Source organism: Maricaulis maris (assembly GCF_003634045.1).
Taxonomy (GTDB): Bacteria; Pseudomonadota; Alphaproteobacteria; order Caulobacterales; family Maricaulaceae; genus Maricaulis; species Maricaulis maris.
Genome location: NZ_RBIM01000001.1, coordinates 270,120 through 292,563, shown reverse-complemented (window position 1 = coordinate 292,563; position 22,444 = coordinate 270,120). Strand labels below are relative to the sequence as shown.

Below are 22,444 nucleotides of genomic sequence, written 5' to 3'. Positions count from 1 at the left end.
CTAGCGCGGGGCGTTTTTGCGTCTTGGACAATGAAACAAGGGGATCATCGCATGAAAAAGCTCTTGCTGAGCACCGCCGTGCTGGCGCTTACCGTGGCCTGCCAACCGGCACCATCCAATGACACGACCGCCGAAAACACGCATACAGCCACCACCGGCAGCCCGGAAATCGGCGCCTGGGGCTTTGACCTGACTGGCATGGATACCAGTGTCGTGGCCGGCAATGATTTCTATCGCTATGCCAATGGCGCCTGGCTCGACCGCACCGAAATTCCGGCCGACCTGACCAATTACGGCATGTTCACCGAGCTCGCACTTGAAGCCGAGGAACAGGTCCAGGACATCATTCTGGAACTGGCGGCCCTCGACGCTGCGAACGGCTCGATCGAACAAAAGGTCGGCGATCTCTATGGCAGCTGGATGGACACCTCGACCATTGACCAGCTCGGCCTGGCGCCGGCCCAGCCTTATCTCGACGAGATCGCGGCAGCCCAGACCCATGCCGACATCAATGCCCTGTTCGCGACGATCCATCACCAGTCGCCCTACGGCGTCGGCATCATCCCCGATCCGGCCGACACCACCCGCTACACGGTCTTTGTCGGCCAAGGCGGGTTAGGCCTGCCGGACCGCGACTTCTACCTGGTCGAGGAAAACCAATCGATCCGCGATGCCTATCTGGCCTTCATTGCCCAGATCTTCGATCTGGCCGGCATCGAGGACGGAGCCGCCAAGGCACAGTCGATCTTCGATCTGGAAATGCGTCTCGCCGAGTCCCATTGGACCCAGGCCGACAGCCGCAACATCCAGAAGATCTACAACCCCATGCCGATGGCGCAGCTTGCCAGCCTCGCGCCCCAGCTGAACTTCGAAGCGGGCATGGAACAGCTTGGTCTTGATGGCGTCGCCACCTATCTGGTCGCCCAGCCGAGTGCCATTGAAGCGGCCGGCGCAATCTTCGAGGAAACGCCGGTTGATGTGTGGCAGGACTACATGACCTTCCACTTCATCCGCTCGAATGCCGGCGCACTGCCGGAAGCATTCGACGCCGCCAATTTCGCCATGTTCGGCACCACGCTGAACGGCGCCGAGGAGCAGCGGCCGCGCGATCGCCGCGGCGTCAACCTGGTCGGTGGCCAGCTGGGCGAGGCCGTCGGCCAAGTCTATGTCGAACGTCATTTCCCGCCGGAGTCGAAAGCGGCGATGGAAGACCTCGTGGCCAATCTCACTGTTGCCTTTGAGGGCCGCCTCGAAGCGCTGGACTGGATGGATGACGAGACCCGGGCCAATGCACTGCAAAAGCTCTCCACCTTCGAGCCACGCATTGGTTATCCCGACGAATGGCAGGACTATTCGGCACTGGAAATCCAGGCCGACGACCTGTTTGGCAACCTCTTCCGCCTGACCGAATTCGAGTGGAATGAGCAAATCGCCGACCTCGCGGGTCCGGTCGATCGCAATGCCTGGCCTTACCCGCCGCAAACGGTGAATGCGTCGTACAATCCGCTGATGAACCAGATCACCTTCCCGGCCGGCATCCTGCAGCCGCCCTTCTTTGATCCCAATGCTGACGCGGCGATCAATTACGGCGGTATCGGTGCCGTGATCGGCCACGAAATCGGCCATGGCTTTGACGATCAGGGCCGCCGCTTCGATCATGACGGTTCGATCCGGGATTGGTGGAGCGAGGCCACCAATGAGCGTTTCGAAGAACGGGCCGACATACTGGAAGCCCAGTATTCCGGCTATTCCCCGGTTGAGGGTCGCTTCGTCAATGGTGAGTTCACCATGGGTGAAAATATCGGCGACCTCGGTGGTCTGCAGATGGCCTACACCGCTTATCAGCGTCATCTTGATGCCTGCTGTGACGGCGAAGCCCCGGTCATTGACGGCTTCACCGGCGAGCAGCGTTTCTTCCTTGCCTGGGCCCAGGTCTGGCGTCGCCTGTATCGGGAAGAAAACCTGATCAACCGCCTGGCGACTGACCCGCACAGCCCGTCACAATACCGGACCAATGGCGTCGTTCGCAATCTGGACGTCTGGTACGAGGCCTTCGGCGTCACCGAGGACAATGACCTCTACCTGCCACCGGAAGAGCGTGTCTCGATCTGGTAGGTTCACACCTGACCGTATGAAACGGCCCGGCGGAGACGTCGGGCCGTTTTGTTACAGGGCTGTAAGACATGTCTCCCGCGTATTGCGCCGCCGCCCTATCGCACTAGTGTTTCCGCCAATGAAATCGCTCTGAGGGGAAACACCATGAAAAAGCTTCTGCTGACCAGCGCCTGCGTGGCGCTGATGGCGGCCTGCTCGCCGACCAGCGAGACGCCGGATACTGCCAACGACACGACCGCGTCCCAGGACACCGCCGCGATGCCGGCCGGCTCGCCGGACCTCGGCACATGGGGTGTCGAGATTGAATACGTCTCCGAGACCGTGGCTCCGGGCGATGACTTCAACCGTTATGTCAATGAAGGCTGGCTCGACACGACCGAGCTACCGCAGGGCTTCTCGTCCTTTGGCGGCTTCACCGAACTTTATCTGCGGTCGGAAGAACGCGTGGAAGGCATCATCCAGGAAGCCGTCGCCGCCAATGCCGAAGCTGGCACACTGCAGCAGCAGGTCGGTGACCTCTACGCCTCCTATATGGACACCGACACCCTCGCGGCCCGCGGCTTGGAGCCGGCGCGCCCGATGCTCAACACGATCGCCGCCGCGCAGTCGCATGACGACATCGCGACCCTGATGGGCAGCCCGGGGACCGCGTCCATCTTCGGCGCCGGCGTCGGCCGCGACCCGGGCAACCCGCAGCGCTACATCGTCTCGGTCAGCCAGAGTGGTCTCGGCCTGCCGGACAAGTCCTATTACGAGCGCGACGACGAGACCTTCGTCGGCTATCGCGACGCCTATGTGGCCTACATGACCGACGTGTTCGACATGATCGGCATGGACAATGCGGCCGAGCGTGCCCAGGGCGTGCTCGATCTGGAAACGCGCATCGCACAAATCCATTGGACGCGCGCAGAGAGCCGGGACCGGGTTCGCACCTACAATCTGATGGGCATGGATGATCTGACGGCTTCGGCACCGGGCTTCCCCTGGCAGGCCTTCATGACCGCGCTCGAGTTTGAGGGCGAAAGTGAAGTCGTGGTCCGTCAGGACACGGCGATCCAGTCGCTGGCCACCCTGTTCACGGAAATCCCGGTCGAGGCCTGGCAGGACTATCTCAGCTTCCGCTACATGTCCTCGAACCAGAACCTGCTGACGCCGGAATTCTACGAGCGCTCCTTCGACTTCTACAGCCGCACCCTTCGGGGCACCGAACAGCCGCGCGAGCGCGATCGCCGGGGCATCCAGTATGTCAACGGCAATCTCGGCCAGGCCATCGGCCAGATCTATGTCGACCAATACTTCCCGCCCGAGCACAAGGCGCAGATGGAAGAACTGGTCGAGTATCTGCGTCGTGCCCTGCGCGAGCGCATCGAGACGCTCGAATGGATGGATGACGAGACCCGCATCGAAGCCTTCGACAAACTTGAGAAATTCCTGCCCAAGATTGGCTATCCGGACATCTGGCCGGACTATTCCGAGATTGAAATCCGGGCCGATGACCTGTTCGGCAATTCCGAGCGGATCGCCGCGTGGTTCCGGGCCGACAACCGCGCCCGCCTCGGCAGCCCGATCCGCGAGTGGGAATGGTTCATGTCGCCGCAAACGGTGAATGCCTACTATTCATCGACCGCCAACGAGATCGTCTTCCCGGCCGCTATCCTGCAGGGTCCCTTCTTCGACCCCTATGCCGACGCGGCCGTGAACTTTGGCGGCATCGGCGCCGTGATCGGCCACGAAATGGGCCATGGTTTCGACGACCAGGGCAGCCAGTCCGACGGTGACGGCGTCCTGCGCAACTGGTGGACAGATGAGAGCGCCGAGAACTTCAATGCCCTCACCGACCAGATCGTCGCCCAGTATAACGGCTTCTCGCCGGTCGAAGGCCAGACGGTCGACGGCTCGCTCACGCTCGGCGAAAACATCGGTGATATCGGCGGTCTGTCGATGGCACACCGCGCCTACCAGATGTATCTGGCCGACAATGGCGGCGAAGCGCCGGTGCTCGACGGCTTCACCGGTGATCAGCGCTTCTTCATGGCCTGGGCGCAGGTCTGGCGGAATGTGCGCACCGAGGACAGCCTGCGCGCGCAGCTCCTGTCCGACCCGCACAGCCCGGCCCAGTACCGCATCAACGGCGTCGTCCGAAACAATGACGCCTGGTACGAGGCCTTCGGTGTGACCGAAGACCATGAACTCTATCTGGCCCCGGAAGAACGCGTCTCGATCTGGTAGGGTTTAACCCTAAACCCACGAAACGGCCCGGCGCTCGCGTCGGGCCGTTTTGCATTGCGGAAGCTTAATCAATCCCCCATCGGCGCGACGCCTGCCCGATTCCAGTTTTGCGGCGTCTGAAACCGTTTTTCGGGGGTAACTGATGAAACACATCCTGCGCGCCGGCGTCGCCGGCATTGCCTTGTCACTCACCGCTCTTGGTCCCACCCTAGCGCAAGACGCCATTCTCGGGGACTGGGGTGTCGAAACCGCCCATGTCAGCGACACACTGAACCCGGGCGATGACTTCTTCCGCTACGTCAATGAGGGCTGGCTCGACACGACCGAGATCCCGGCGGGCTTTTCTTCCTACACCGCCTTCCACGAGCTTTATCTGCAATCGGAAGAACGGATCGAGGGCATCATTCGCGACAGTGCCGCTGCCCACGCGCCGGCCGGAACACTCGCCCAACAAGTGGGCAACCTCTACGCGTCCTACATGAATGTCGACGCGATCAACGCGCTCGGGATTGATCCGGTCCGTCCAGGTCTGGCGCCGATCACCGATGCCGACAGTCATGACGACATTGCTGCCGTAATGGGGATGCTCGGTCATGCCTCGATCTTCGGCACGTCGGTGCAGAGAGACGAAGGCGATCCGAGCCATTACATCCTGTATCTCAACCAAGGCGGCTTGCACCTGCCGACGCGCGATTATTACCTGCTGGAAGATGAGCGCTTCGTCGAATATCGCGCCGCCTACCGCGCTTATATCGCCGACGTGTTCGGCTTCCTCGGGCTGGATGATGGCGAAGCGCGCGCCGACCGCATCATCGCGCTGGAAACCGCGATGGCGAATGTCCACTGGACCCCGGCCGAGAGCCGCGACCGTGTCGCCACCTATAATCCGACATCGCTGGCCGAGTTGCGCGAACTGGCGCCGGGCTTTGACTGGGATGCCTTCTTCGAAACGGCCGACTATGCCGACCAGGAGAATTTCATCGTCTCCCAAACGTCCGCGATTACTGGCCTGGCAGCCGTCTTCGCTGACACGCCAGTCGAGACCTGGCGGGATTACCTGACCTTCGCCTACGTCAATTCGAACACCAATCTTCTGTCCGAGGAAATCTACAACCGCTCCTTCGACTTCTGGGGCCGGACGATGAGCGGCGCCCAGGAGCCGCGCCCCCGAGACCGCCGCGCGATCCAGTTCGTCAATGGCAATCTGGGCCAAGCGATCGGCCAGATCTATGTCGAGCAATACTTTCCGCCCGAGCACAAGGAACAGATGGACGAACTCGTCGACTATCTGCGCCGCGCGTTGGAAGAGCGGATCGAGACCCTGGAATGGATGGATGCCGAGACCCGCACCGAAGCGCTCGACAAGCTCGACAAATTCCTCCCCAAGGTTGGCTACCCCGAGGTTTGGCCGGACTATTCCGAGATCGAAATCCGGTCCGACGACCTGTTCGGCAATGCCTGGCGCATCAATGCCTGGTTCCGCGCTGACAGTCGCGATCGGCTGCGCGGTCCGATCCGCGACTGGGAGTGGGGCATGTCACCGCAAACGGTGAATGCCTATTACAACTCCACCGGCAACCAGATCGTCTTCCCGGCGGCCATCCTGCAACCGCCCTTCTTTGATCCGAACGCCGACCCGGCAGTCAATTTCGGCGGTATCGGCGCCGTGATCGGTCACGAGATCGGGCATGGCTTTGACGATCAGGGCAGCCAGTCCGACGGCGATGGCGTGTTGCGGAACTGGTGGACCGAATCCAGCCGCGAACAGTTCGATGCCCGTACCGACCGGATCATTGCCCAGTACGAGCAATTCTCGCCGATCGAGGGCATGCATGTCGACGGGCAGCTGACCCTTGGTGAAAACATCGGAGATATCGGCGGCCTGTCCATGGCCCACCGGGCCTATCAGATGTATCTGGCCGATCACGGCAATGAAGCGCCGGTACTGGACGGCTATACCGGCGAGCAACGCTTCTTCATGTCCTGGGCCCAGGTCTGGCGCGTGATCCAACTCGACGATGCCGCGCGCAGCCAACTCCTGTCCGACCCGCACAGTCCGGGCCAATACCGGGCCAATGGCGTCGTGCGCAACATGGATGCCTGGTACGAGGCGTTCGGCGTCACCGAGGACAATGACCTCTATTTGCCACCGGAAGAGCGCGTCTCGATCTGGTAGGCCTGAGGATGAACTGACGAAACGGCCCGGCATCACAGCCGGGCCGTTTTGCATCCGGCGCCTTGCCATGTTTCACCAAAACCGGTCCTATCCGCCAACAAGAACCATTCTCGGGGGAATTCATGGACGCCGAAACCGCGCCGCTCTTCAGCAATGATGCGATCATCATGGGCCTGCTTGCCGTCCTGCTCGGCGCCGTATTCTGGACCTCCAACCTCGACAACAAGCTGGCCAAGGGCTTCTACCGGATTTTTCCGCCCCTGCTGCTTTGCTACTTCCTGCCCTCGCTGTTGAACCTGTTCAACATTGTCGATCCGGAAGCCTCGCAGACCTATTTCGTCGCCTCACGCTATTTGCTGCCCGCCGCGCTGGTCCTGCTGACCATGTCGGCCGACCTGCCGGCGACCTTCAAGCTCGGCCCCAAGGCGCTGATCATGTTCTTCACCGGTACGATCGGCGTCGTGCTGGGCGGCCCGGTCGCGCTTTTCATTGCCAGCATCCTCTTCCCCGACCTGATCGGTGTGACCGGTCCGGATGCGGTCTGGCGCGGCATGTCGACTGTGGCCGGCACCTGGATCGGTGGCGGTGCCAACCAGGCCGCCATGTATGAATTCTTCGGCGTCGGAAGCGAGGTCTACTCGGCCTGGATCGCGGTCGACATCATCGTCGCCAATATCTGGATGGCCTTCCTTCTGCTTGGTGTCGCCAACGCCAAGCGCATCGACAAGGCGCTGAACGCCGACAGCCGTTCGGTCGATACACTGCGCGAAAAGGCCGAGGGTTTCGAGAAGACCCATGCCCGGATACCCGAGCTCAAAGACCTGATGATCATCCTCGCCTTCGGCCTTGGGGCCATGGGCCTGTCCCACATCGTCGCTGACTTCATGGGGCCCTGGGTCGGAGCCAACTTCCCGGGCTTGGCGGACCTCGGGCTTAACTCAGGTTTCTTCTGGCTAATGCTGTCGGCCACGGTGATCGGGGTCGCGCTGTCCTTTACCAAGGCGCGCAAGCTGTCAGGTGTCGGCTCCATGAAGGTCGGTTCGGTCTTCATCTATGTGCTGGTCGCCACCATCGGCATGCGCATGGACATCACGGCGATCTTCCGCAACACGGAGTTCTTCGTGATCGGCATCATCTGGATGCTTGTCCACGTCGCGCTGCTGTTGCTCGTCGCGTGGCTGATCAAGGCCCCCACCTTCTTCATCGCGGTCGGCTCGAAGGCAAACATTGGCGGCGCGGCCTCGGCGCCGGTCGTCGCAGCGGCCTTCCATCCATCCCTGGCACCGGTCGGCGTGCTGCTGGCGGTCGTTGGCTACATCGTCGGCACCTGGGCCGCCATGATGACCGGCTACTTGATGATGTTCATGATGGGCGCCAGCGTAACCCCTTGAGTTGAAAACACCTCTTCCATTTCCCCTGAGGGTTGAAAATACCGTCTGACGCGTATTATTTCTTAACGACACCCCGTGTTTCCGTTAACCTTATTTAATCGAGGGGCGGATCAGCGTGCCTTCAGCGAATTCCTAGGGGGGATGCAAGATGAAACACCAACTCCTGTGCGCCAGTGCCATCACACTGCTGACCGCGTCGACCGCGTTTGCCGGTGATACCGAATGGTTCCCGCCGGATCCGCCAACCACCGCCGCCACCGGCGAGTGTTACGCCCGCGTGCGGATCGCGCCGGAATATGATGTCTATTCCGAGCAGGTCACCACCCAAGACTCCTACGAGCGCTACAATGTGGCGCCGCCGAGCCTGCGTGACGAGTATCGCGAATATATCTCGCGCGAAGCCGGCATGCGCTACATCGTGCACGAGCCGGTCTACGAAACGGTCACCGAAACCGTCCAGGTCCGCCCGGCCTATGTCGAGTATGAAGTCGTTCCGGCCACCCATGACACCGTGACCGAGACCATCCTTGTGCGCGAACCGCGCATGGTCTGGCGTCGCGGTTACGTGCCCGGTGCATCGATGACGCGCTTTGACAGCGAGACCGGCGAAGTGTGGTGCCTGGTGGAAGAAGCCGGCGAATACCAGACCGTGACCCGCAACATCGTGGTCTCGCCGGCCAATATCCGTGAGATCAACCATCCCGCCGAATACGCCCAGATCACCCGCGATGTCCTTGTTCAGGAAGCGCGCATCGAGGAAATTCCGATCGCCGAGGAACGCGACACCTATCGCATCGAAGTCCTCGACCAACACGCGACCGTCGACAGCCATGTCGTGCCGGTCGAAACCCAGACGGTGACGCGCTACTCGCTGCGCACCGAAGAGCGTTGGGAATGGCGCCTGGTCGACTGCGAAGAGATCAATCTTCCCGGTCACAACCCGCCAATGAGTTCGGAAATCCCGCCGGTCGCTTCGCGGCAGGCCGCGCCGTCGAGCCAGGGCAACACCTATCTCTACGGCACCGACATGCCGGCCGATGGCAATGCCTATTCGGAAGAAGTGCCGGTGGCGCAGGCGTCCTATTCCTCGCCCCGCTCATCTTCGCGTTCGACCCGGCGCCAGCGCTGATCAACAGACGAAGACTGGACACGGGCGCAAGCCCGGAGACAATGAAATGGCGCGGAGCGATCCGCGCCATTTCTTTTTGTGCGCCGGGATCGGAGTTCGCGTGTCTGACTACATGATCGGTTATGGCAGCCTGCTTTCAAGTTATAGCCGCCGCACCTACTCGAAGATCGAGAGCGTCATTCGTCCGGTTGTCGCCACCGGCTGGCGACGCGGCTGGACCGTGCGCTATGGTGACGAGGCGGCGACCTATGCCGGCGTGAGGCAGGCGCCCGGACAGGTCCTGCATGCCGCCCTCGTCCCGACCCGCATCACCGCGGAGCTGCGCCATCGCGAGCGCGGCTATGTTTTCACAGAAGTCGACCCGGCGACCGTCCACCCGGCCGGGTCGGACAAATCCGCCCTGCCCGACGGGCGCTACTGGATCGTCGTCAATCGCGAACAGCTCCGCGCCGACAGTGCCCATCCAATCCCGCAAACCTATGTCGATACCTGCCTGGCCGGCTGCCTGGAAACGGGTGGCGAAGCCCGCGCCAGGGCTTTTATCGAAGCGACGGAGCTCTGGGATGCACCCTGGGTCAATGATCGTGACAGCGCCGCACCGCTCTATCCGCGACGCACACCGCTGGACGCCGGCGATCGCGCGTTGGTCGATCGGCTGCTATTGGCCTGCGGTGTCCTGAAATACCGACAACCGGTCTGATCGGCCATAAACTGTCAGGCTTCGACCAGTTGGATGTCCCGCGGATCAAGGCCGGTCTCCCTGAAAACCCGCACCATGTCCCGCGCCACCCGGAAGGGGGCGTCAAAGCGGTCCTGCGGATCGGGTATTTCGGTCAAGTCCTCGCTCGCCGGACGGAAAGTCCGTTCATCAAGCAGGCCGGTGGGCCAGATGCTACTGTCCTCGACCGGGTCACCGGCCCAGTGCCAAGCCCCCGTCGCCGGGTCGCGGTCGTAGAAACCGGCGAAGAATTCAGCGTTTTCGGCCAGGAAGCAGACGGCGTCGATGAGATAATCGATTTCCGCCTCCGACATGATCCAGTGCAGGCTCACCCGGCACCAGCCCGGACGGGCACCGACATCGCCCGCCAGGACGCGGGTGCGGATGTCCTGCGTGGTATCCGCGTCAATTCCCAGCAGGTGATGGCCATAGGGACCCGCACACGAACAGCCGGCGCGGGACTGAATTCCGAACAGGTCATTGAGCAACAGGGTCACCAGGCGCGGCTCCACGAGATCGCCATCGGCCTTGCGCAGATTGAAAGCGACAATGCCCAGACGGCGAGCCGGCAATTGCGGCCCCAGCACGTCGATCCGGTCATTGCAGCACCAGTGTGAAAAGGCACGCTCCAGTGCGTCATGCTCGCGCCCCGAAATGACGTCGAACCCGATCTCACTCTGGATCTGCAAGGCCAGCGCTGCCCGGACCAGTTGTGGCAGTCCCGGCGTGCCGGCGCGTTCACGCGCTTCGATCCCCTCGAGGAAATCATGCCCGTCCTGCCAGACATAGCGCACCGTGCCACCGGCACTCTGGGTTGGCGGCAGGTCGCGCCGGTAAAGGCGTTCGTTGAAAACCAGGATGCCGCAGGCGCCCGGACCACCGACAAACTTGTGCGGCGAGAAATAGACCGCGTCGATCGCCGCATCGGGGTCGAGTTCCGGATGCATATCGATCCGCTGATAGGGCGCGCTGGCGGCGCAATCGAGACACAGGATCGCGCCGGCGGCATGCAGGCAATGGGCCAGGCTGGCAATATCGGTGCGGATGCCGGTGACGTTCGAGGCGGCCGAGAAGGCGCCAATCTTCCGCCACCCGTCAAAGCGCGGATCGGCCAATGCCTCGGTCAGCGCCGCGAGGTCGATCCCGCCGGCCGTGTCGAGTCCGATCGGCACGACTTCGGCCAGACTGTCGCGCCAACTCAACTCGTTGGAGTGATGCTCATAGGGCCCGACAAACACGACGGTCTTGACCTTTGCCCCCTGCGACAGCCCCAGTCCGGACCGACTGGCCGGGGCGACGGCGAGGCCGAGAATTTCCTGCAGCTTGTGGATCGCCCCCGTGGCGCCGGCAGCACACGGCAGCTGACAGTCATCCGGCGCCGCATTGACGGCGCGGCGAATGACAGACTCGGCCTGACGCATCCAGCGATTGCTGGCCCGCCCGGTCGCGCTGTCCTCGGTATGCGGATTGGCATAGTCCGCCATCATGCGCTCGACCTGCGTTTCGACATGACGCATCGCCCGTCCGGACGCCGTATAGTCGGCATAGAGGAAGGGCTTGCTGCCGAAAGGCGTCGCCAACATCCGCTCCGCGCCTATCATCCCACGGCGGGCAGCCTCAATGCGAGCAGCGGTTCTCGACGGATGGGACATGCGCGACTCCTGACAATGAGCCGCTATACAAACATCTGACCAGGGGCGATAATCACCAAAGTTCAGCTATACTGGGTTCGAATGATGGTGAAATTCACCTCGATGGAGATAACGCATGGTGTTTGATGACCATGATCGCCGCTTGCTACGGGCCGTACAAAAGGACTCCGACCGGACAGTCCAGGAACTCGCCGACCTGATCGGGTTGAGCGCAACCCCGACGGCCCGACGTTTAAAGCGTCTGAGCGAGGCCGGCGTCATTCGCAAACACGTCGCGCTGCTCGATCCGGAAGCGCTGGATCTGCAAGCGACACTCTTCGTCACTGTGCGGACCAGCCATCATGATGCCGACTGGCTGAAACGTTTTGCCGACGGCGTGGCGCGCATGCCGGAAGTGGTGGAGTTCTACCGTCTGAGTGGCGATATCGACTATCTCATCAAGCTCTGCCTGCCGGATGTGCGCGCCTATGACGAAGCCTACAAGAAGCTGATCGCGATCGCGCCACTGTCCGATGTCAGTGCCAGTTTCGCCATGGAAGCGATCAAGAACACCACCGAATTGCCGGTCTGACCCAAGCCAAGCCTTGCATGCCTGCCGGGTCTGTTTGAAGCTGCCGCCTCGCCGCCCGCGTTTCGGGCACCCGCACCGCCGCCCTCTGACGAGCCATCATGACAATCCCCCAAACCGCCGCTCCCGGAACCGACAGCTATCGCAATGTCGCGGCAATCGTCATTGCCCTCGCCATCCTGCAGACGGCCCTCGGCGGTCTTTCGGTGGTCGGCCCGCTGACCTTGTTGTCGCAGGGCGCTGCGCCAATGAAGATCGGTGCGATCGTATCGGCCTATGCGCTCGGCTTCCTGCTCGGCGCCCGCTTGGCGCCACGCGAGATCATGCAGATCGGCCATATCCGCGCCATCGCCGGTTTCGCCGCGGCGGCCTCGCTCGGCGCTGCCTCGCTTTACATCAGCGGCGCGATGGCCTGGTGGATGCTGGTGCAATTCATCATCGGACTGTGCGTGGCCGGCTTCCTGGCCTCCGGGGAAAGCTGGATCGCCGACGCCGCGCCGAGCCAGAGCCGCGGCGCCATCCTCGGCTTCTACCTTGTCACGTCCAAGCTCGGCTTCATGGCCGGCCCGTTTCTGGTCGCCGGCGCGCCGACAGGAACTGCGACCGGCTTCCTGATCGTCGCAGCCTTGCTAACCGCCAGCCTGATCCCGGTGTGCGCCACCCGCCGAGCCGAACCCGCCATCCCCACCACCAAACCCTTCAGCCCTCTTAAAATCTGGAGTTTTGCGCCGTCCGCCATCATCGCGGCACTGATCTCGGGGATGGTATCGGGTGCCGTCCTGCAGCTCTACGCGGTCTTCATTCAGGACTTCTCCGCCGCCAGCGTCACCCAGACGGCCGCCCTCTTCAACGCCGCCATGATCGGAGGATCCGTGATCGCGACATGGCCGGCCGGCATGTTGTCGGACCGGATTGACCGGCGCCTTGTCATTGCCGGATTGGCAATCGTGGCAGGTGGCTCAGCGCTGATCCTTGCACTGTTCAGTGGCCTCCTTCCACAGGCCGCAATCTTCGCCATCGCAGCATTATGGGGTGCCGGGGCGCTGTCCTATTACGGGGTAGCAGTGGCCCACGCCGCCGACCGCGCGCCCGAAGGGCAGGCCACCAGCATGATGTCCGGGATTTTGATGGTCTGGGCGCTGGGATCCATGATCGGCCCGCTGGTCGCCAGCGTTGTGATGAGCCTGATAGGGCCGTCGGGCCTGTTTTATTTTGCCGCGACCGCCTTGTTCACCCTGACCGGGCTGATGCTGGTCCGCCGCACCGGGACGCCGCCTGTGCGCAGCGAGGACAAGGCCGACTTCGAGCCCACGGCCACGACCTCGGTTTCCGTGATCGAACTCACGGAAAGGGCCGGCGAGGATCAGGAATTCGCGGCCGACCCTGAAACCGAATTCGGATCAGAGTTCGACACCGAGTTCGAGGACGCCAGCTGGCGCGACTGACGTCGCGCGCCCGTACGGGATATCCAGGCCGCCGGCACTGTCATTGCCAATCGCGAGGTTCACTCGACTGTTTTTAAGTAATTGCAAATTAAATCGACATCGATATTGCACAGTTCGCACCTAGCATAAGCATAGTGCCAAGTGAATTTGTAAAAATTTCGCGCACCTGAATTATTTCCTGACCGATAATATATTTTAATCGCACACGCGCCCCTTGATTCGATGCGCATCATCATTATTCCTCTACACGATTAAACTTTGGCGCCGGATGAACTGCGCCCGCAAAAATGGAGAGCTTCCGCTTGATGAAACATGGTCCCCGCCCCACCCGCGTCGCGGCCTTTGTCGCCGAAACCGTCAATGTGCAGCAGATGCAGACGGCCACCGACGCACTTGCCCGCCATAATCGACGCCTTGTCCTGGTATCCGGACAGCAAGCACTGCTGCGCGGCAAAAATGGCGGCACGGAGATCAATTTCGCCGTTGCGGAAACCGTCGCCGATATCGATGAGAGCGCCTATGACGCGCTTGTGCTGCTCGAAGACGCGGTGACCCAGGCCGACAGCGCCAGTGCACTGGCCAAGCTTTTCGCCGACAAGGGCAAGCCGGTGATCGCCCTGAGCGGCAGTGCGACGATCATCGCCGCCATGGCCGGCACCGCGACGCCGACCGACACAACCGCCGCCGCGCTGATCGATGGCAATCTTTACGCCAGCGACGATGCTGACAGCGACTGGAAGATCATCGACGCCGTCGCCGGTCGCATGCAGCGTGAAGCCGCGCCAGCAGCCTGACGCAAACTACCGACGACATGAAAAAGGCCGGGCGCGCTTGCCCGGCCTTTTTCGTGTCTGTTGCCCGCTGTCGTCAGCGGCTATAGGTCAGCACCACCCACTGCTTGGTACGGTCTGCCGGCGAAAGCGGGCTGGACCCGCCTCGATAGTCGGCAAACTGGAATGACAGGCCGACATTGCCCGGCAGGTCGAAATTCAACCAAGCATCCCATTCGCGGCCCAGATCATCGCCATTGCGCTGCGAGGAGAAATCACGGTGCACCGCGCCGATTTCCCAACCGGACAGGAAACCCGCCTCGAGCGTGCCTTCATAGCTGCCTCCAAAGCGCAGATCTTCAAGGCCATCGACCGTCGATTGCGCGCCGCCACCACTGAAGGCATCAGCCCAGCCATGGAAGCTGTGGCCGGAACCCAACGGGGTTGCGATCGTATTGCTGCCATCACCGTCCAGCACGTCATAGCCGAACAGCAATGTCCCGCCGGCGCCAGAGACCCGCACGTCGAAACTTGCGAAACCGAGCTCAAAATCAGCCGTCGATGAGCCATAATCGGATTGGCGGGCCAGCATCGCCGCATAGCTCAGCCGGGCTTCACCAAGCGGCACAGAGCCGGTCAGGCGACCACCCCAGGTCATGTTCGACCGGTCCTGCGGAGCGGCGGGATCGGTGAGATCAATGAAATACGCAAACCCGGTCAGCTCGGCAGAGTCATTGATCGTATAGCCCAGATTGACCAAGTGGCTGTCACTGTCCCAATCGAAATCATCGCCAGGTCCGCGCAGAACCCGGTCGTGATAGACATAGCTGGCGCGCCAGCCGTCCTGACTGAGATCGACACGCACGGCATCATGGGAATTGCGGTCCTGACGCCAGGACGGCGAACCGACGAAACGGTTGCCGTCGAACGACAACAACTGGCGGCCAACGGTGATGCGCGCATGCTCGCTGGCGGCATAGCTCACTTGCAACCGGTTGAGCTCGGTGACGTCATCATCCTTGATCGACGCGTAGGCCGTCTGGCCGTTAAGGCCGGAATTATAAGTGTCCGAGCCGAGGGCAATGACCGACTCGCCTTCAAGCAAAACGGTAAAACCGGCCCATTGCGGCGACTGCCACCCCAAACGGGTTCGCAGCGTCGCCGCCTCCGCATCCAGCTTGCCATCCTGCTCCACCGCCTCATAGCGGGCACGGATGTCGAGCAGGATGGTCCCGGCCTCGTCATCGGCGGCGGCAGCCGGCATGGCGGCAGTGGCAAGCAGCACAGTGGCGGTATTTCGCGTCAGTCGCATCATGGTCGCTCTCCTGCCTCAGGCCGCACGGATGGCGGTCAGGAATTCATCAAACTCGGCCTTCCAGGCCTCGTGCCGGCTGGCCATCTCGGTCGATGCGCTCAACACCGAGCGCGAGACATCATCGGTCTGACGGGTAAATTGCGCGACCTGGTCAACATCAGCGGACGCCCGGCTCGTCCCATCCTGCGCGCGCTGCGCCGACTGGGCAATTTCCGAGGTTGCGACCCGTTGCTGTTCGATCGCCGAGGCCGAAGCCACTGCCAGCTCACCCAATTGCGCGACCGCTTCCAGCGCCTTGGCGGACGAGGCCGTACACGCCTCAGCCGAGCTCTGGATGCCATTGATTTTCTCCGCAATCTGCTGCGTCGCCGACGTGGTCTGCTCGGCCAGGGCCTTGACCTCTGAGGCGACGACCGCAAACCCCTTGCCAGCCTCGCCGGCCCGGGCGGCCTCGATGGTGGCGTTGAGTGCGAGCAAATTGGTCTGCGAGGCGATGGTGTCGATGATTTCAACAATGGCGCCGATCGCGTCAGCTGCCTCTGCCAGTTGGCCGATGACTTCCGCGCTCGACCCGGTTTCGGCGCCCGCCTGCTGCGACAACTCGCTGGTCCGGGTCACCTGGGTCGACACTTCACTGATGGATGCTGCGAGTTCCTCCGAAGCCGCCGCGACGGCCTGGACACTCGACGCCGCATTCGATGCCGCACCGCGGGCTGAATCTGACAGGTTGGCGGCCTCGCCGGACGTCGATTGCATCTGATTGGCCGAGGCCGACAATTGTTCTGATGCCGCCATCACACTGGCCAGAAGCTCACTGGATGCCTGCTCGAACTTGCCAACGGCCTCCTCACGGGCCGCATGGCGGCGCGCTTTCTCCTCAGCCTCCGCCTGTTCGCGCTCGCGGATCGCGTCCGCGGTGCGGAGTGTGTCCTGCAGCGTCGATGTGGCACGCGCGAGATCACCGAATTCGTCGGTCCGCTCGACGCCGATGATATCAACATCCCGGCGACCTTCGGCGAGCGCGCCGACAATGTCGCGTGTCTTGACGACCGAGGCACGGATCGTGCCGCCGATAAGCGAGGTCAGGCCGAACAGGCCGATCGTGGCGATCACGACCGCGATGATCCCGGCCCAGAAAGTCACCGATGCCATGCCGTCAAGGCTTTCCCAAGCCGCATCCAGATCGGCGCGAGCGCCGTCACGAACGGTCTCGATCGCCGTATCCATCCGGTCATCATAATCCGCCAGCTCGACGACGAAGCGGGAAATGCCCTGCTGATCCATGCCGGCAATACCTCGCGCGGCATCACTGATCAGGCGGTGCAATCCTGCATAGTCGGCCCGCACGGCCGATAGCGCGGCATCATACTCTGGCCGCGTCACGATTTGCTCGACCTCAGCCAGCGAGGTTTCAAAGTCTGCCAGATTGCCGCGCGCGGCCTCGATCCGGTCCGCCATCGGCTCGGCCGCCATCAGATAGGTGTCACGCAACAGGGAGGTCAGGTCTTTTTCAACCGTATTCGCCGCCATCAGACTCAGCGTGGCGTGTCGGGCTTCATCCTCGATACCGGAAACGGCGTTTCGCAACAGTCCGTTTGCAACGACATATCCAAGCAGAAGGACCACGGACGTGGCTGCAAGCAATGCGAGCCGGGCTTTCAGGGAAAGGGCCTGGAGACGGAATGGCATGGGGCTACCTTTTTTGTTCAAGCAAAAGCATGGCCCCAGCTAGCGCGGCAAACCTTAACCATCGGCTGAGATGTGCTGGCTAAAGCGGTGGCGAAAAGGTCATATTATATAAATGCTTATCGGATCGCCTCCGACGAACAGGGTTCATGGACGCCTGGCCACGTCCGATTAGCCTGTCGCGGCAGGACAATCGGTCACATGATGCCGGATTCAGCTTCGCCTTCACCGGCCACCAAGGAATGCGGCACCAAGATCCGCCCCATCGGAGGCGCGGATAACGAGCTGCCGTAAGATCGAGGAAATGGCGCACCTTTAGGGATCAGGTTCAACCCCACAGCCCTGAGCGCGTTCCATGTGAGCATCGACCCCGGCACCGAAATTGGCATCAGGCGCGGGTCGAGCGGAGCGGGAGCAAAGAAAGAAATGGCGCACCGGGGAAGATTCGAACTCCCGACCCCCAGATTCGTAGTCTGGTGCTCTATCCAGCTGAGCTACCGGTGCAGACCGTGTCACTCCAAGGCCTCAGCCCCGAAGAGGCGCGGAACCTAGCCCCGGGTTTTGCTGATGGCAAGTCCCCGATTGCGGCAATTGCACAGCGACGTGCAGCACATCTCAATCGCTGGCGGTGCGGGCAGCGTGGACGCCGCGGGCGACGGCGCGGGCAAGGCAGTCGGCAGCGGCGGATCCGAGCCGTGCGAGCGCAATTTCTCCCCCCTCGCCCAGCGGTTTGGCCGCCGTCGACAGCGCAAAAACGACGTCACCATCGAACGGGGTGTGAACCGGGCGGATGGCACGGGCGAGCCCGTCCTGAGCCATGATGGCCAAGCGTTTGGCCTGTGACGGGGTGAGCGCGACATCGGTGGCGACGACGGCAATGGTGGTGTTTTCACGCGGGCCTGGCTGCATCTTGGCGGCGCCCCAGTCTTCGGCGCCGGCCCGCCAGCCAGCGGCCGGGCGGCGACCGCCGAACTCGCTGCCGATCTCATGGGGCCAGGCCCAGTAAACATCGTCGGCGCCAGGCAAGGTGACCGAACCAAAACTATTGACACAGACCAGCGCGGCAACGCGCCCGCCCTCGCCCGACAGTTGGAGACTGGCGCTGCCGGTCCCGCCCGCATGCAGACCGGCCCGGGCGCCATGGCCGGCGCCGAAAGCGCCCAGCTCGACCTCGTCGGAGACCGCCGCCAGCGCCTGTTTCCCGAGCCTGCGATAGGGCGGCTCCTCACCCCATGCCTTGTCGCCGCCATTGGCGAGATCATAGAGGATGGCCGAGGGAACGACCGGGGATTTGGGTACGCCGGGCATGTCGAACAGGCCGAAACCATCGCCGCGCGCGCCCAGCGCCGCGGCGACACCATCGGCGGCGGCCAGGCCATAGGAGGAACCGCCAGACAGCACGATCGCATCGACAGCATCAACCAGGGTGTGACTGGCCAGGGCGTCGGTCTCGCGCGTGCCCGGCCCGCCACCGCGAACGTCGACGGCGCACACCGCGCGCTGGTCAGGCAGGATCACGGTCACACCCGTGCGCACCGCTGCATCATGGACCTGTCCGACGCGCAGACCGGCAATATCGGTCAGGCTGTTGCGGGGTGCTGGCATTGACATGACCGGCCTCTTATCTGTGTGTTGTGGGTCCAGTCTGACCGGACATTGCTGAGGGGCAAGTTAGATGCTGCGTTTCCTGTTCGCCACCACCGCGCTCGCCGGTGGGCTCATTCTTGCCAGTTGCTCCAGCGCCGACGAGGCAATGCCGGAGACCAATGCCGGGGCAGGAATTGAGGCCGAGGTCACCAGCGCGAGCGGTCCGGCCATGGTCGCTGCCGCCAATCCCCATGCCGTTGAAGCCGGGCTGGACGCCTTGCGTGCCGGCGGCGACGCGATTGATGCCGCCATTGCCGTGCAAAGTGTGCTGGGACTGGTCGAACCGCAAAGTTCCGGCCTCGGCGGCGGTGCCTTCCTGCTCTATTACGACGCCCAGTCGGGCGACCTCACCGTATATGACGGGCGCGAAACGGCCCCGGCGACCGCCACGCCCGAGCTTTTCCTTGACCTGAATGGCCAGCCGCTCGGCTTCGTGGAATCAGTCCTCTCCGGCCATTCCATCGGTGTGCCGGGCGCTGTCGCAATGCTGGCAATGGCCCATGCCGACCACGGCGCGCTGGATTGGGCCGATGGCTTTGATGCGGCGACCGGCTTGGCCGAAGACGGTTTCGAGATTTCGCCGCGCCTGGCCGGCTTCATCGCCGGCATGGCACCGCGCGGGCCACTGGATGAGTGGCCGGCCTCGCGCGACTATTTCTTCACCGATGACGGCACACCGCTTCCCGCCGGCCATCTGTTGCGCAATCCGGCCTATGCCGAGACCACGCGCGCGCTCGCGGCCGACTGGCGGGCGCTTTATGAAGGCCCCCTGGCCGCCGCGATTATCGACGCGGTCCAGGACGAGCCGCGCCCCGGCGGACTGACCCTGACCGATCTGGCCGCCTACCAAGCTGTACGGCGCGATGCGCTCTGCCGCGATTATCGCGAATGGACGGTGTGCGGCGCGCCGCCGCCGGCGTCCGGCGGGATCACCGTCAACGAGATCCTGGGCCTGCTCGAACCCTATGACATGACTGCAACCGGCCCAGACACGGTTGAAGGCTGGCGGCGCTTCATCGAGGCCAGCCGCCTCGCCTATGCCGACCGCGACGCCTATGTCGCGGATGCTGATTTTGTCGACGTGCCGGTCGCCGGGCTGCTGGACGCCGACTACATCAATCGCCGCGCCCTGGGCATTAGCCGGACCACCGCATTGCCAACATCGGTACCAGGCATCCCCGATGGTGTGAGCGAGCCAGGCGCCGACGCGACCCCGGATTCACCCGGCACCAGCCATTTCGTGATCGTGGACAGCGATGGCGACGTCGTGTCGATGACCACAACCGTTGAAAGCGTGTTCGGCAGCCATCGCATGGCCGGCGGTTTCTTTCTCAACAACCAGCTCACCGATTTCTCGCGCGCACCGACCGATGCCGAAGGCCGTGTCGTGCCGAATGCGCCCGAGGGCGGCAAACGGCCGCGCTCGTCGATGTCACCGACCATCGTCTTTGATCGCGACGGCGAGTTCGTGCTGGCCACCGGCTCACCCGGCGGCTCCTCCATCATCGCCTATACCGCCAAGACGCTGGTCGGCATGCTCGATTGGGGGCTGACACCACAACAGGCGATCGAGCTACCCAATGTCGTTGCACGGGGCGATATCGTTCGGGTCGAGGATGGCATGGATGCGAATATCCTTGCCGGCCTGGCCGCGCTCGGTTTCACGCTGGATGCCAATCGCGGCGAGAATTCCGGCCTGCATATCGTGCGTCGGCTGGAAGACGGAACCCTGATCGGCGGCGCCGACCCACGCCGCGAAGGCCAGGCCCGCCAGCCCTGATCAGGGGCGCACCGGCGGGGCCGCAGGCAGGCGAACGGCGAAAACCGTGCCGGCGTCACCTGTGGTGACCAGATCGACATCACCGCCATGGGCACGCGCCAGCTCGCGGGCAATCGACAAGCCCAGCCCGCTGCCGCCACGCCGTGTCGAGCCGCTGAAGGCCTGGAAGAGGCGTTCACGCGCCTTGGGCGGCACGCCAAGGCCGCTATCGGCGATCTCGATGCGGATTTCGCCTGATCCGTCGGCAACCAGCGGCATCGCCGTGGCACGGGCGGACAGACGCCGTTCGCCCTCGACCGACTGCATCGCCTGGATGGCGTTACGGCACAGGTTGAGAAAGAGGCGATGCGCTTGGTCGGGATCGGCATCAAGCCGCAATTCATCACCGATATCATTGGTCCAGACGACATCGCCCTCGGCGAGCATCGCGTCACCGGCAACCTCTTCGAGCAGGGCACGGGCCGCGATCGGTTGACGCACCGGGGCGCTTTCCTCGGCCCGACCAAATTCCAGCGTCGCCTCGCACAGGCGGACGCCCCGATCGACCGCCCGCACCAAGCGCTCGCCCATGCCGCGAACCCGGTCATCACTGTCCATGGCCAACCGGTCGGAAACGAGCTGGGCACTGGCCAGAACATTGCGCAGGTCGTGATTGATCTTGGCGACGGCACCGCCGAGCGCGGCCAGGCGTTCGCGTTGCAACAGCGCTTGGCGGACATCAGCCTGCATGCGGGCCAGTTCATGCTCCGCCTGGCCAATCTCATTGCGCGCGGCGCCGGGCCGGATCATGCGGGCGGGATCTGCCGGATCTTCCCGGAAATGCGTCATCGCGCCGGCCAAACGGCGCATCGGCCGGACAAAGAGAAAGAAAAGCGCGCAATAAAGCACAGCACCGACAATGATCGCCGCAAGGCTGGCATAGATGAGCAAGCGGCGTGAAAACTCGCGCAGGGCAGCGTGCAGCGGCGCTTCGCGGACAATCACATCGATCAACTCGTCCGGCGCGCCCATCGGGTGGGCCCGGATGCGCAGCAGCCGGTCGTCAGGCGCGTTCAAGGTCTCGATCGTATCGCGGATATGCGTGAACCAGCCCGCCTTGCGAAGGTCACTCTCGACCAGCCCTTCGCCGATCGGGCCGGAATAGAGCACCAACTCGTTCATGCCATTGCGGACGCGTGCCACAGCGACCGCGTCAGCCCCCATCAGGAGCGCCCGCACTTCTTCCTCGCCGAGAGCCCCGCCGGGTGCCACATCCGCCGCCAGGGCGGCCAGGTGGGCCGCTTCGGCGCGGTCTGTCATCCATTGCAGCCGGAAGCTCGCCGCCGCCGGGAAATAGACCAGCACGAGGCCGACCGTGACCAGACCCAGCGTCACCATCAGCAATTGCGCCCGCAAATTGTCGAGGACACCGACGAGCGGCGCGGCATCGGGGCGAGCTGGATCGTCGCTGGAGGAGGATGGTTCAATGGACATCGGCATTCGCGGATAGCCTAGAGCGATTTGCCCGGCAAGGCGCCTGCTTTTGATGGCCATGTCGAGCGCGATGACATCAAATGGGTGCGACAGCGGCAACCTTGCCGCCCGGCGGAATCGGATCGGCCGACGTTCTCTCTGCGGCAGACCCGGTCCGCAATGCACTGCGAGTCCGGCGAAGGCCGGCTGATGATGTACAGCAGCACGAAAGCCGGGCCATAATCGCTGCCATCCACCGGGCAGCTCTCCCCTGGCAGCCGGTTCCGGCGATCCGGCGGCGCCGACAATGGTTGGACAGGCGCGTCCGACATGTCATTCTCCTGCGCGACAGGGGGCATGAACGCTTGACG

Annotated in this window: 15 protein-coding genes and 1 tRNA gene; 10 read left to right on the top strand and 6 right to left on the bottom strand. The window is 63.2% G+C overall.

Going from position 1 to position 22,444, the window contains the following annotated elements; genetic code table 11:
• Positions 1–51: 51 nt before the first annotated feature.
• The 6 genes from C7435_RS01440 (at position 52) to C7435_RS01415 (ending at position 9,740) form a co-directional block, all read left to right on the top strand.
• Positions 52–2,115, top strand: a complete 2,064-nt coding sequence (locus C7435_RS01440; protein WP_121209745.1) for a M13 family metallopeptidase — start codon at positions 52–54, stop codon at positions 2,113–2,115.
• 144 nt (positions 2,116–2,259) lie between these two features.
• Complete coding sequence (locus C7435_RS01435) at positions 2,260–4,344, top strand: M13 family metallopeptidase (RefSeq protein ID WP_121209744.1); 2,085 nt, start codon at positions 2,260–2,262, stop codon at positions 4,342–4,344.
• A 142-nt stretch (positions 4,345–4,486) separates the two neighbouring features.
• Positions 4,487–6,520, top strand: a complete 2,034-nt coding sequence (locus C7435_RS01430; RefSeq protein WP_121209743.1) for a M13 family metallopeptidase — start codon at positions 4,487–4,489, stop codon at positions 6,518–6,520.
• Between the two features lie 122 nt (positions 6,521–6,642).
• A complete protein-coding gene (locus tag C7435_RS01425; RefSeq protein ID WP_075188742.1) occupies positions 6,643–7,911 on the top strand; it encodes a DUF819 family protein in 1,269 nt (422 codons plus the stop codon).
• A 148-nt stretch (positions 7,912–8,059) separates the two neighbouring features.
• Positions 8,060–9,040: a hypothetical protein gene (locus C7435_RS01420; RefSeq protein ID WP_121209742.1), complete on the top strand. Its 981-nt coding sequence runs from the start codon at positions 8,060–8,062 to the stop codon at positions 9,038–9,040.
• 100 nt (positions 9,041–9,140) lie between these two features.
• The gene (locus C7435_RS01415) at positions 9,141–9,740 is read left to right on the top strand and encodes a gamma-glutamylcyclotransferase (protein WP_143742864.1); all 600 of its coding nucleotides are present in this window, start codon (positions 9,141–9,143) and stop codon (positions 9,738–9,740) included.
• A gap of 14 nt (positions 9,741–9,754) precedes the next feature.
• Here C7435_RS01415 and C7435_RS01410 read toward each other — a convergent pair whose 3' ends face one another.
• Positions 9,755–11,341: an aminotransferase class V-fold PLP-dependent enzyme gene (locus tag C7435_RS01410; RefSeq protein WP_233350647.1), complete on the bottom strand. Its 1,587-nt coding sequence runs from the start codon at positions 11,339–11,341 to the stop codon at positions 9,755–9,757.
• A gap of 184 nt (positions 11,342–11,525) precedes the next feature.
• On the opposite strand from C7435_RS01410, the gene C7435_RS01405 reads away from it, so the two are divergent.
• The 3 genes from C7435_RS01405 to C7435_RS01395 all read left to right on the top strand — a co-directional run bounded on the left by C7435_RS01405 (position 11,526) and on the right by C7435_RS01395 (position 14,217).
• Positions 11,526–11,981 (top strand): Lrp/AsnC family transcriptional regulator, encoded by a 456-nt coding sequence (locus tag C7435_RS01405; RefSeq protein ID WP_075188739.1) that lies wholly within the window; start codon positions 11,526–11,528, stop codon positions 11,979–11,981.
• Between the two features lie 98 nt (positions 11,982–12,079).
• Positions 12,080–13,423, top strand: coding sequence for an MFS transporter (locus tag C7435_RS01400; protein ID WP_075188738.1), 1,344 nt, complete (start codon positions 12,080–12,082; stop codon positions 13,421–13,423).
• A gap of 305 nt (positions 13,424–13,728) precedes the next feature.
• Entirely contained in the window at positions 13,729–14,217 is a 489-nt protein-coding gene (locus C7435_RS01395) for a DJ-1/PfpI family protein (RefSeq protein ID WP_158025534.1), read from the top strand.
• A gap of 73 nt (positions 14,218–14,290) precedes the next feature.
• Here the strand turns inward: C7435_RS01395 and C7435_RS01390 are convergent, their stop codons facing one another.
• From C7435_RS01390 to C7435_RS01375, 4 genes are all read right to left on the bottom strand, one after another.
• Positions 14,291–15,508, bottom strand: coding sequence for an alginate export family protein (locus C7435_RS01390; RefSeq protein ID WP_075188736.1), 1,218 nt, complete (start codon positions 15,506–15,508; stop codon positions 14,291–14,293).
• A gap of 15 nt (positions 15,509–15,523) precedes the next feature.
• Positions 15,524–17,197, bottom strand: coding sequence for a methyl-accepting chemotaxis protein (locus tag C7435_RS01385; protein ID WP_121209740.1), 1,674 nt, complete (start codon positions 17,195–17,197; stop codon positions 15,524–15,526).
• Between the two features lie 424 nt (positions 17,198–17,621).
• Positions 17,622–17,698, bottom strand: a tRNA-Arg gene (locus tag C7435_RS01380).
• A 111-nt stretch (positions 17,699–17,809) separates the two neighbouring features.
• Positions 17,810–18,805: a P1 family peptidase gene (locus tag C7435_RS01375; RefSeq protein WP_075188734.1), complete on the bottom strand. Its 996-nt coding sequence runs from the start codon at positions 18,803–18,805 to the stop codon at positions 17,810–17,812.
• Positions 18,806–18,869: 64 nt separating this feature from the next.
• Here C7435_RS01375 and ggt point away from each other — a divergent pair, with 64 nt between their 5' ends.
• Entirely contained in the window at positions 18,870–20,621 is a 1,752-nt protein-coding gene (ggt, locus tag C7435_RS01370) for a gamma-glutamyltransferase (RefSeq protein WP_121209739.1), read from the top strand.
• Here ggt and C7435_RS01365 read toward each other — a convergent pair whose 3' ends face one another.
• Positions 20,622–22,100, bottom strand: coding sequence for a sensor histidine kinase (locus tag C7435_RS01365; RefSeq protein WP_121209738.1), 1,479 nt, complete (start codon positions 22,098–22,100; stop codon positions 20,622–20,624).
• Positions 22,101–22,444 lie beyond the last annotated feature (344 nt).

Bases quoted from the DNA above. Each gene is read 5' to 3' on its own strand.
- C7435_RS01440 (WP_121209745.1), top strand. From the start codon at position 52: ATGAAAAAGCTCTTGCTGAGCACCGCCGTGCTGGCGCTTACCGTGGCC.
- C7435_RS01435 (WP_121209744.1), top strand. From the start codon at position 2,260: ATGAAAAAGCTTCTGCTGACCAGCGCCTGCGTGGCGCTGATGGCGGCC.
- C7435_RS01430 (WP_121209743.1), top strand. From the start codon at position 4,487: ATGAAACACATCCTGCGCGCCGGCGTCGCCGGCATTGCCTTGTCACTC.
- C7435_RS01425 (WP_075188742.1), top strand. From the start codon at position 6,643: ATGGACGCCGAAACCGCGCCGCTCTTCAGCAATGATGCGATCATCATG.
- C7435_RS01420 (WP_121209742.1), top strand. From the start codon at position 8,060: ATGAAACACCAACTCCTGTGCGCCAGTGCCATCACACTGCTGACCGCG.
- C7435_RS01410 (WP_233350647.1), bottom strand. From the start codon at position 11,341: ATGTTGGCGACGCCTTTCGGCAGCAAGCCCTTCCTCTATGCCGACTAT.
- C7435_RS01405 (WP_075188739.1), top strand. From the start codon at position 11,526: ATGGTGTTTGATGACCATGATCGCCGCTTGCTACGGGCCGTACAAAAG.
- C7435_RS01400 (WP_075188738.1), top strand. From the start codon at position 12,080: ATGACAATCCCCCAAACCGCCGCTCCCGGAACCGACAGCTATCGCAAT.
- C7435_RS01395 (WP_158025534.1), top strand. From the start codon at position 13,729: ATGAAACATGGTCCCCGCCCCACCCGCGTCGCGGCCTTTGTCGCCGAA.
- C7435_RS01390 (WP_075188736.1), bottom strand. From the start codon at position 15,508: ATGATGCGACTGACGCGAAATACCGCCACTGTGCTGCTTGCCACTGCC.
- C7435_RS01385 (WP_121209740.1), bottom strand. From the start codon at position 17,197: ATGCCATTCCGTCTCCAGGCCCTTTCCCTGAAAGCCCGGCTCGCATTG.
- C7435_RS01375 (WP_075188734.1), bottom strand. From the start codon at position 18,805: ATGTCAATGCCAGCACCCCGCAACAGCCTGACCGATATTGCCGGTCTG.
- ggt (WP_121209739.1), top strand. From the start codon at position 18,870: ATGCTGCGTTTCCTGTTCGCCACCACCGCGCTCGCCGGTGGGCTCATT.
- C7435_RS01365 (WP_121209738.1), bottom strand. From the start codon at position 22,100: ATGCCGATGTCCATTGAACCATCCTCCTCCAGCGACGATCCAGCTCGC.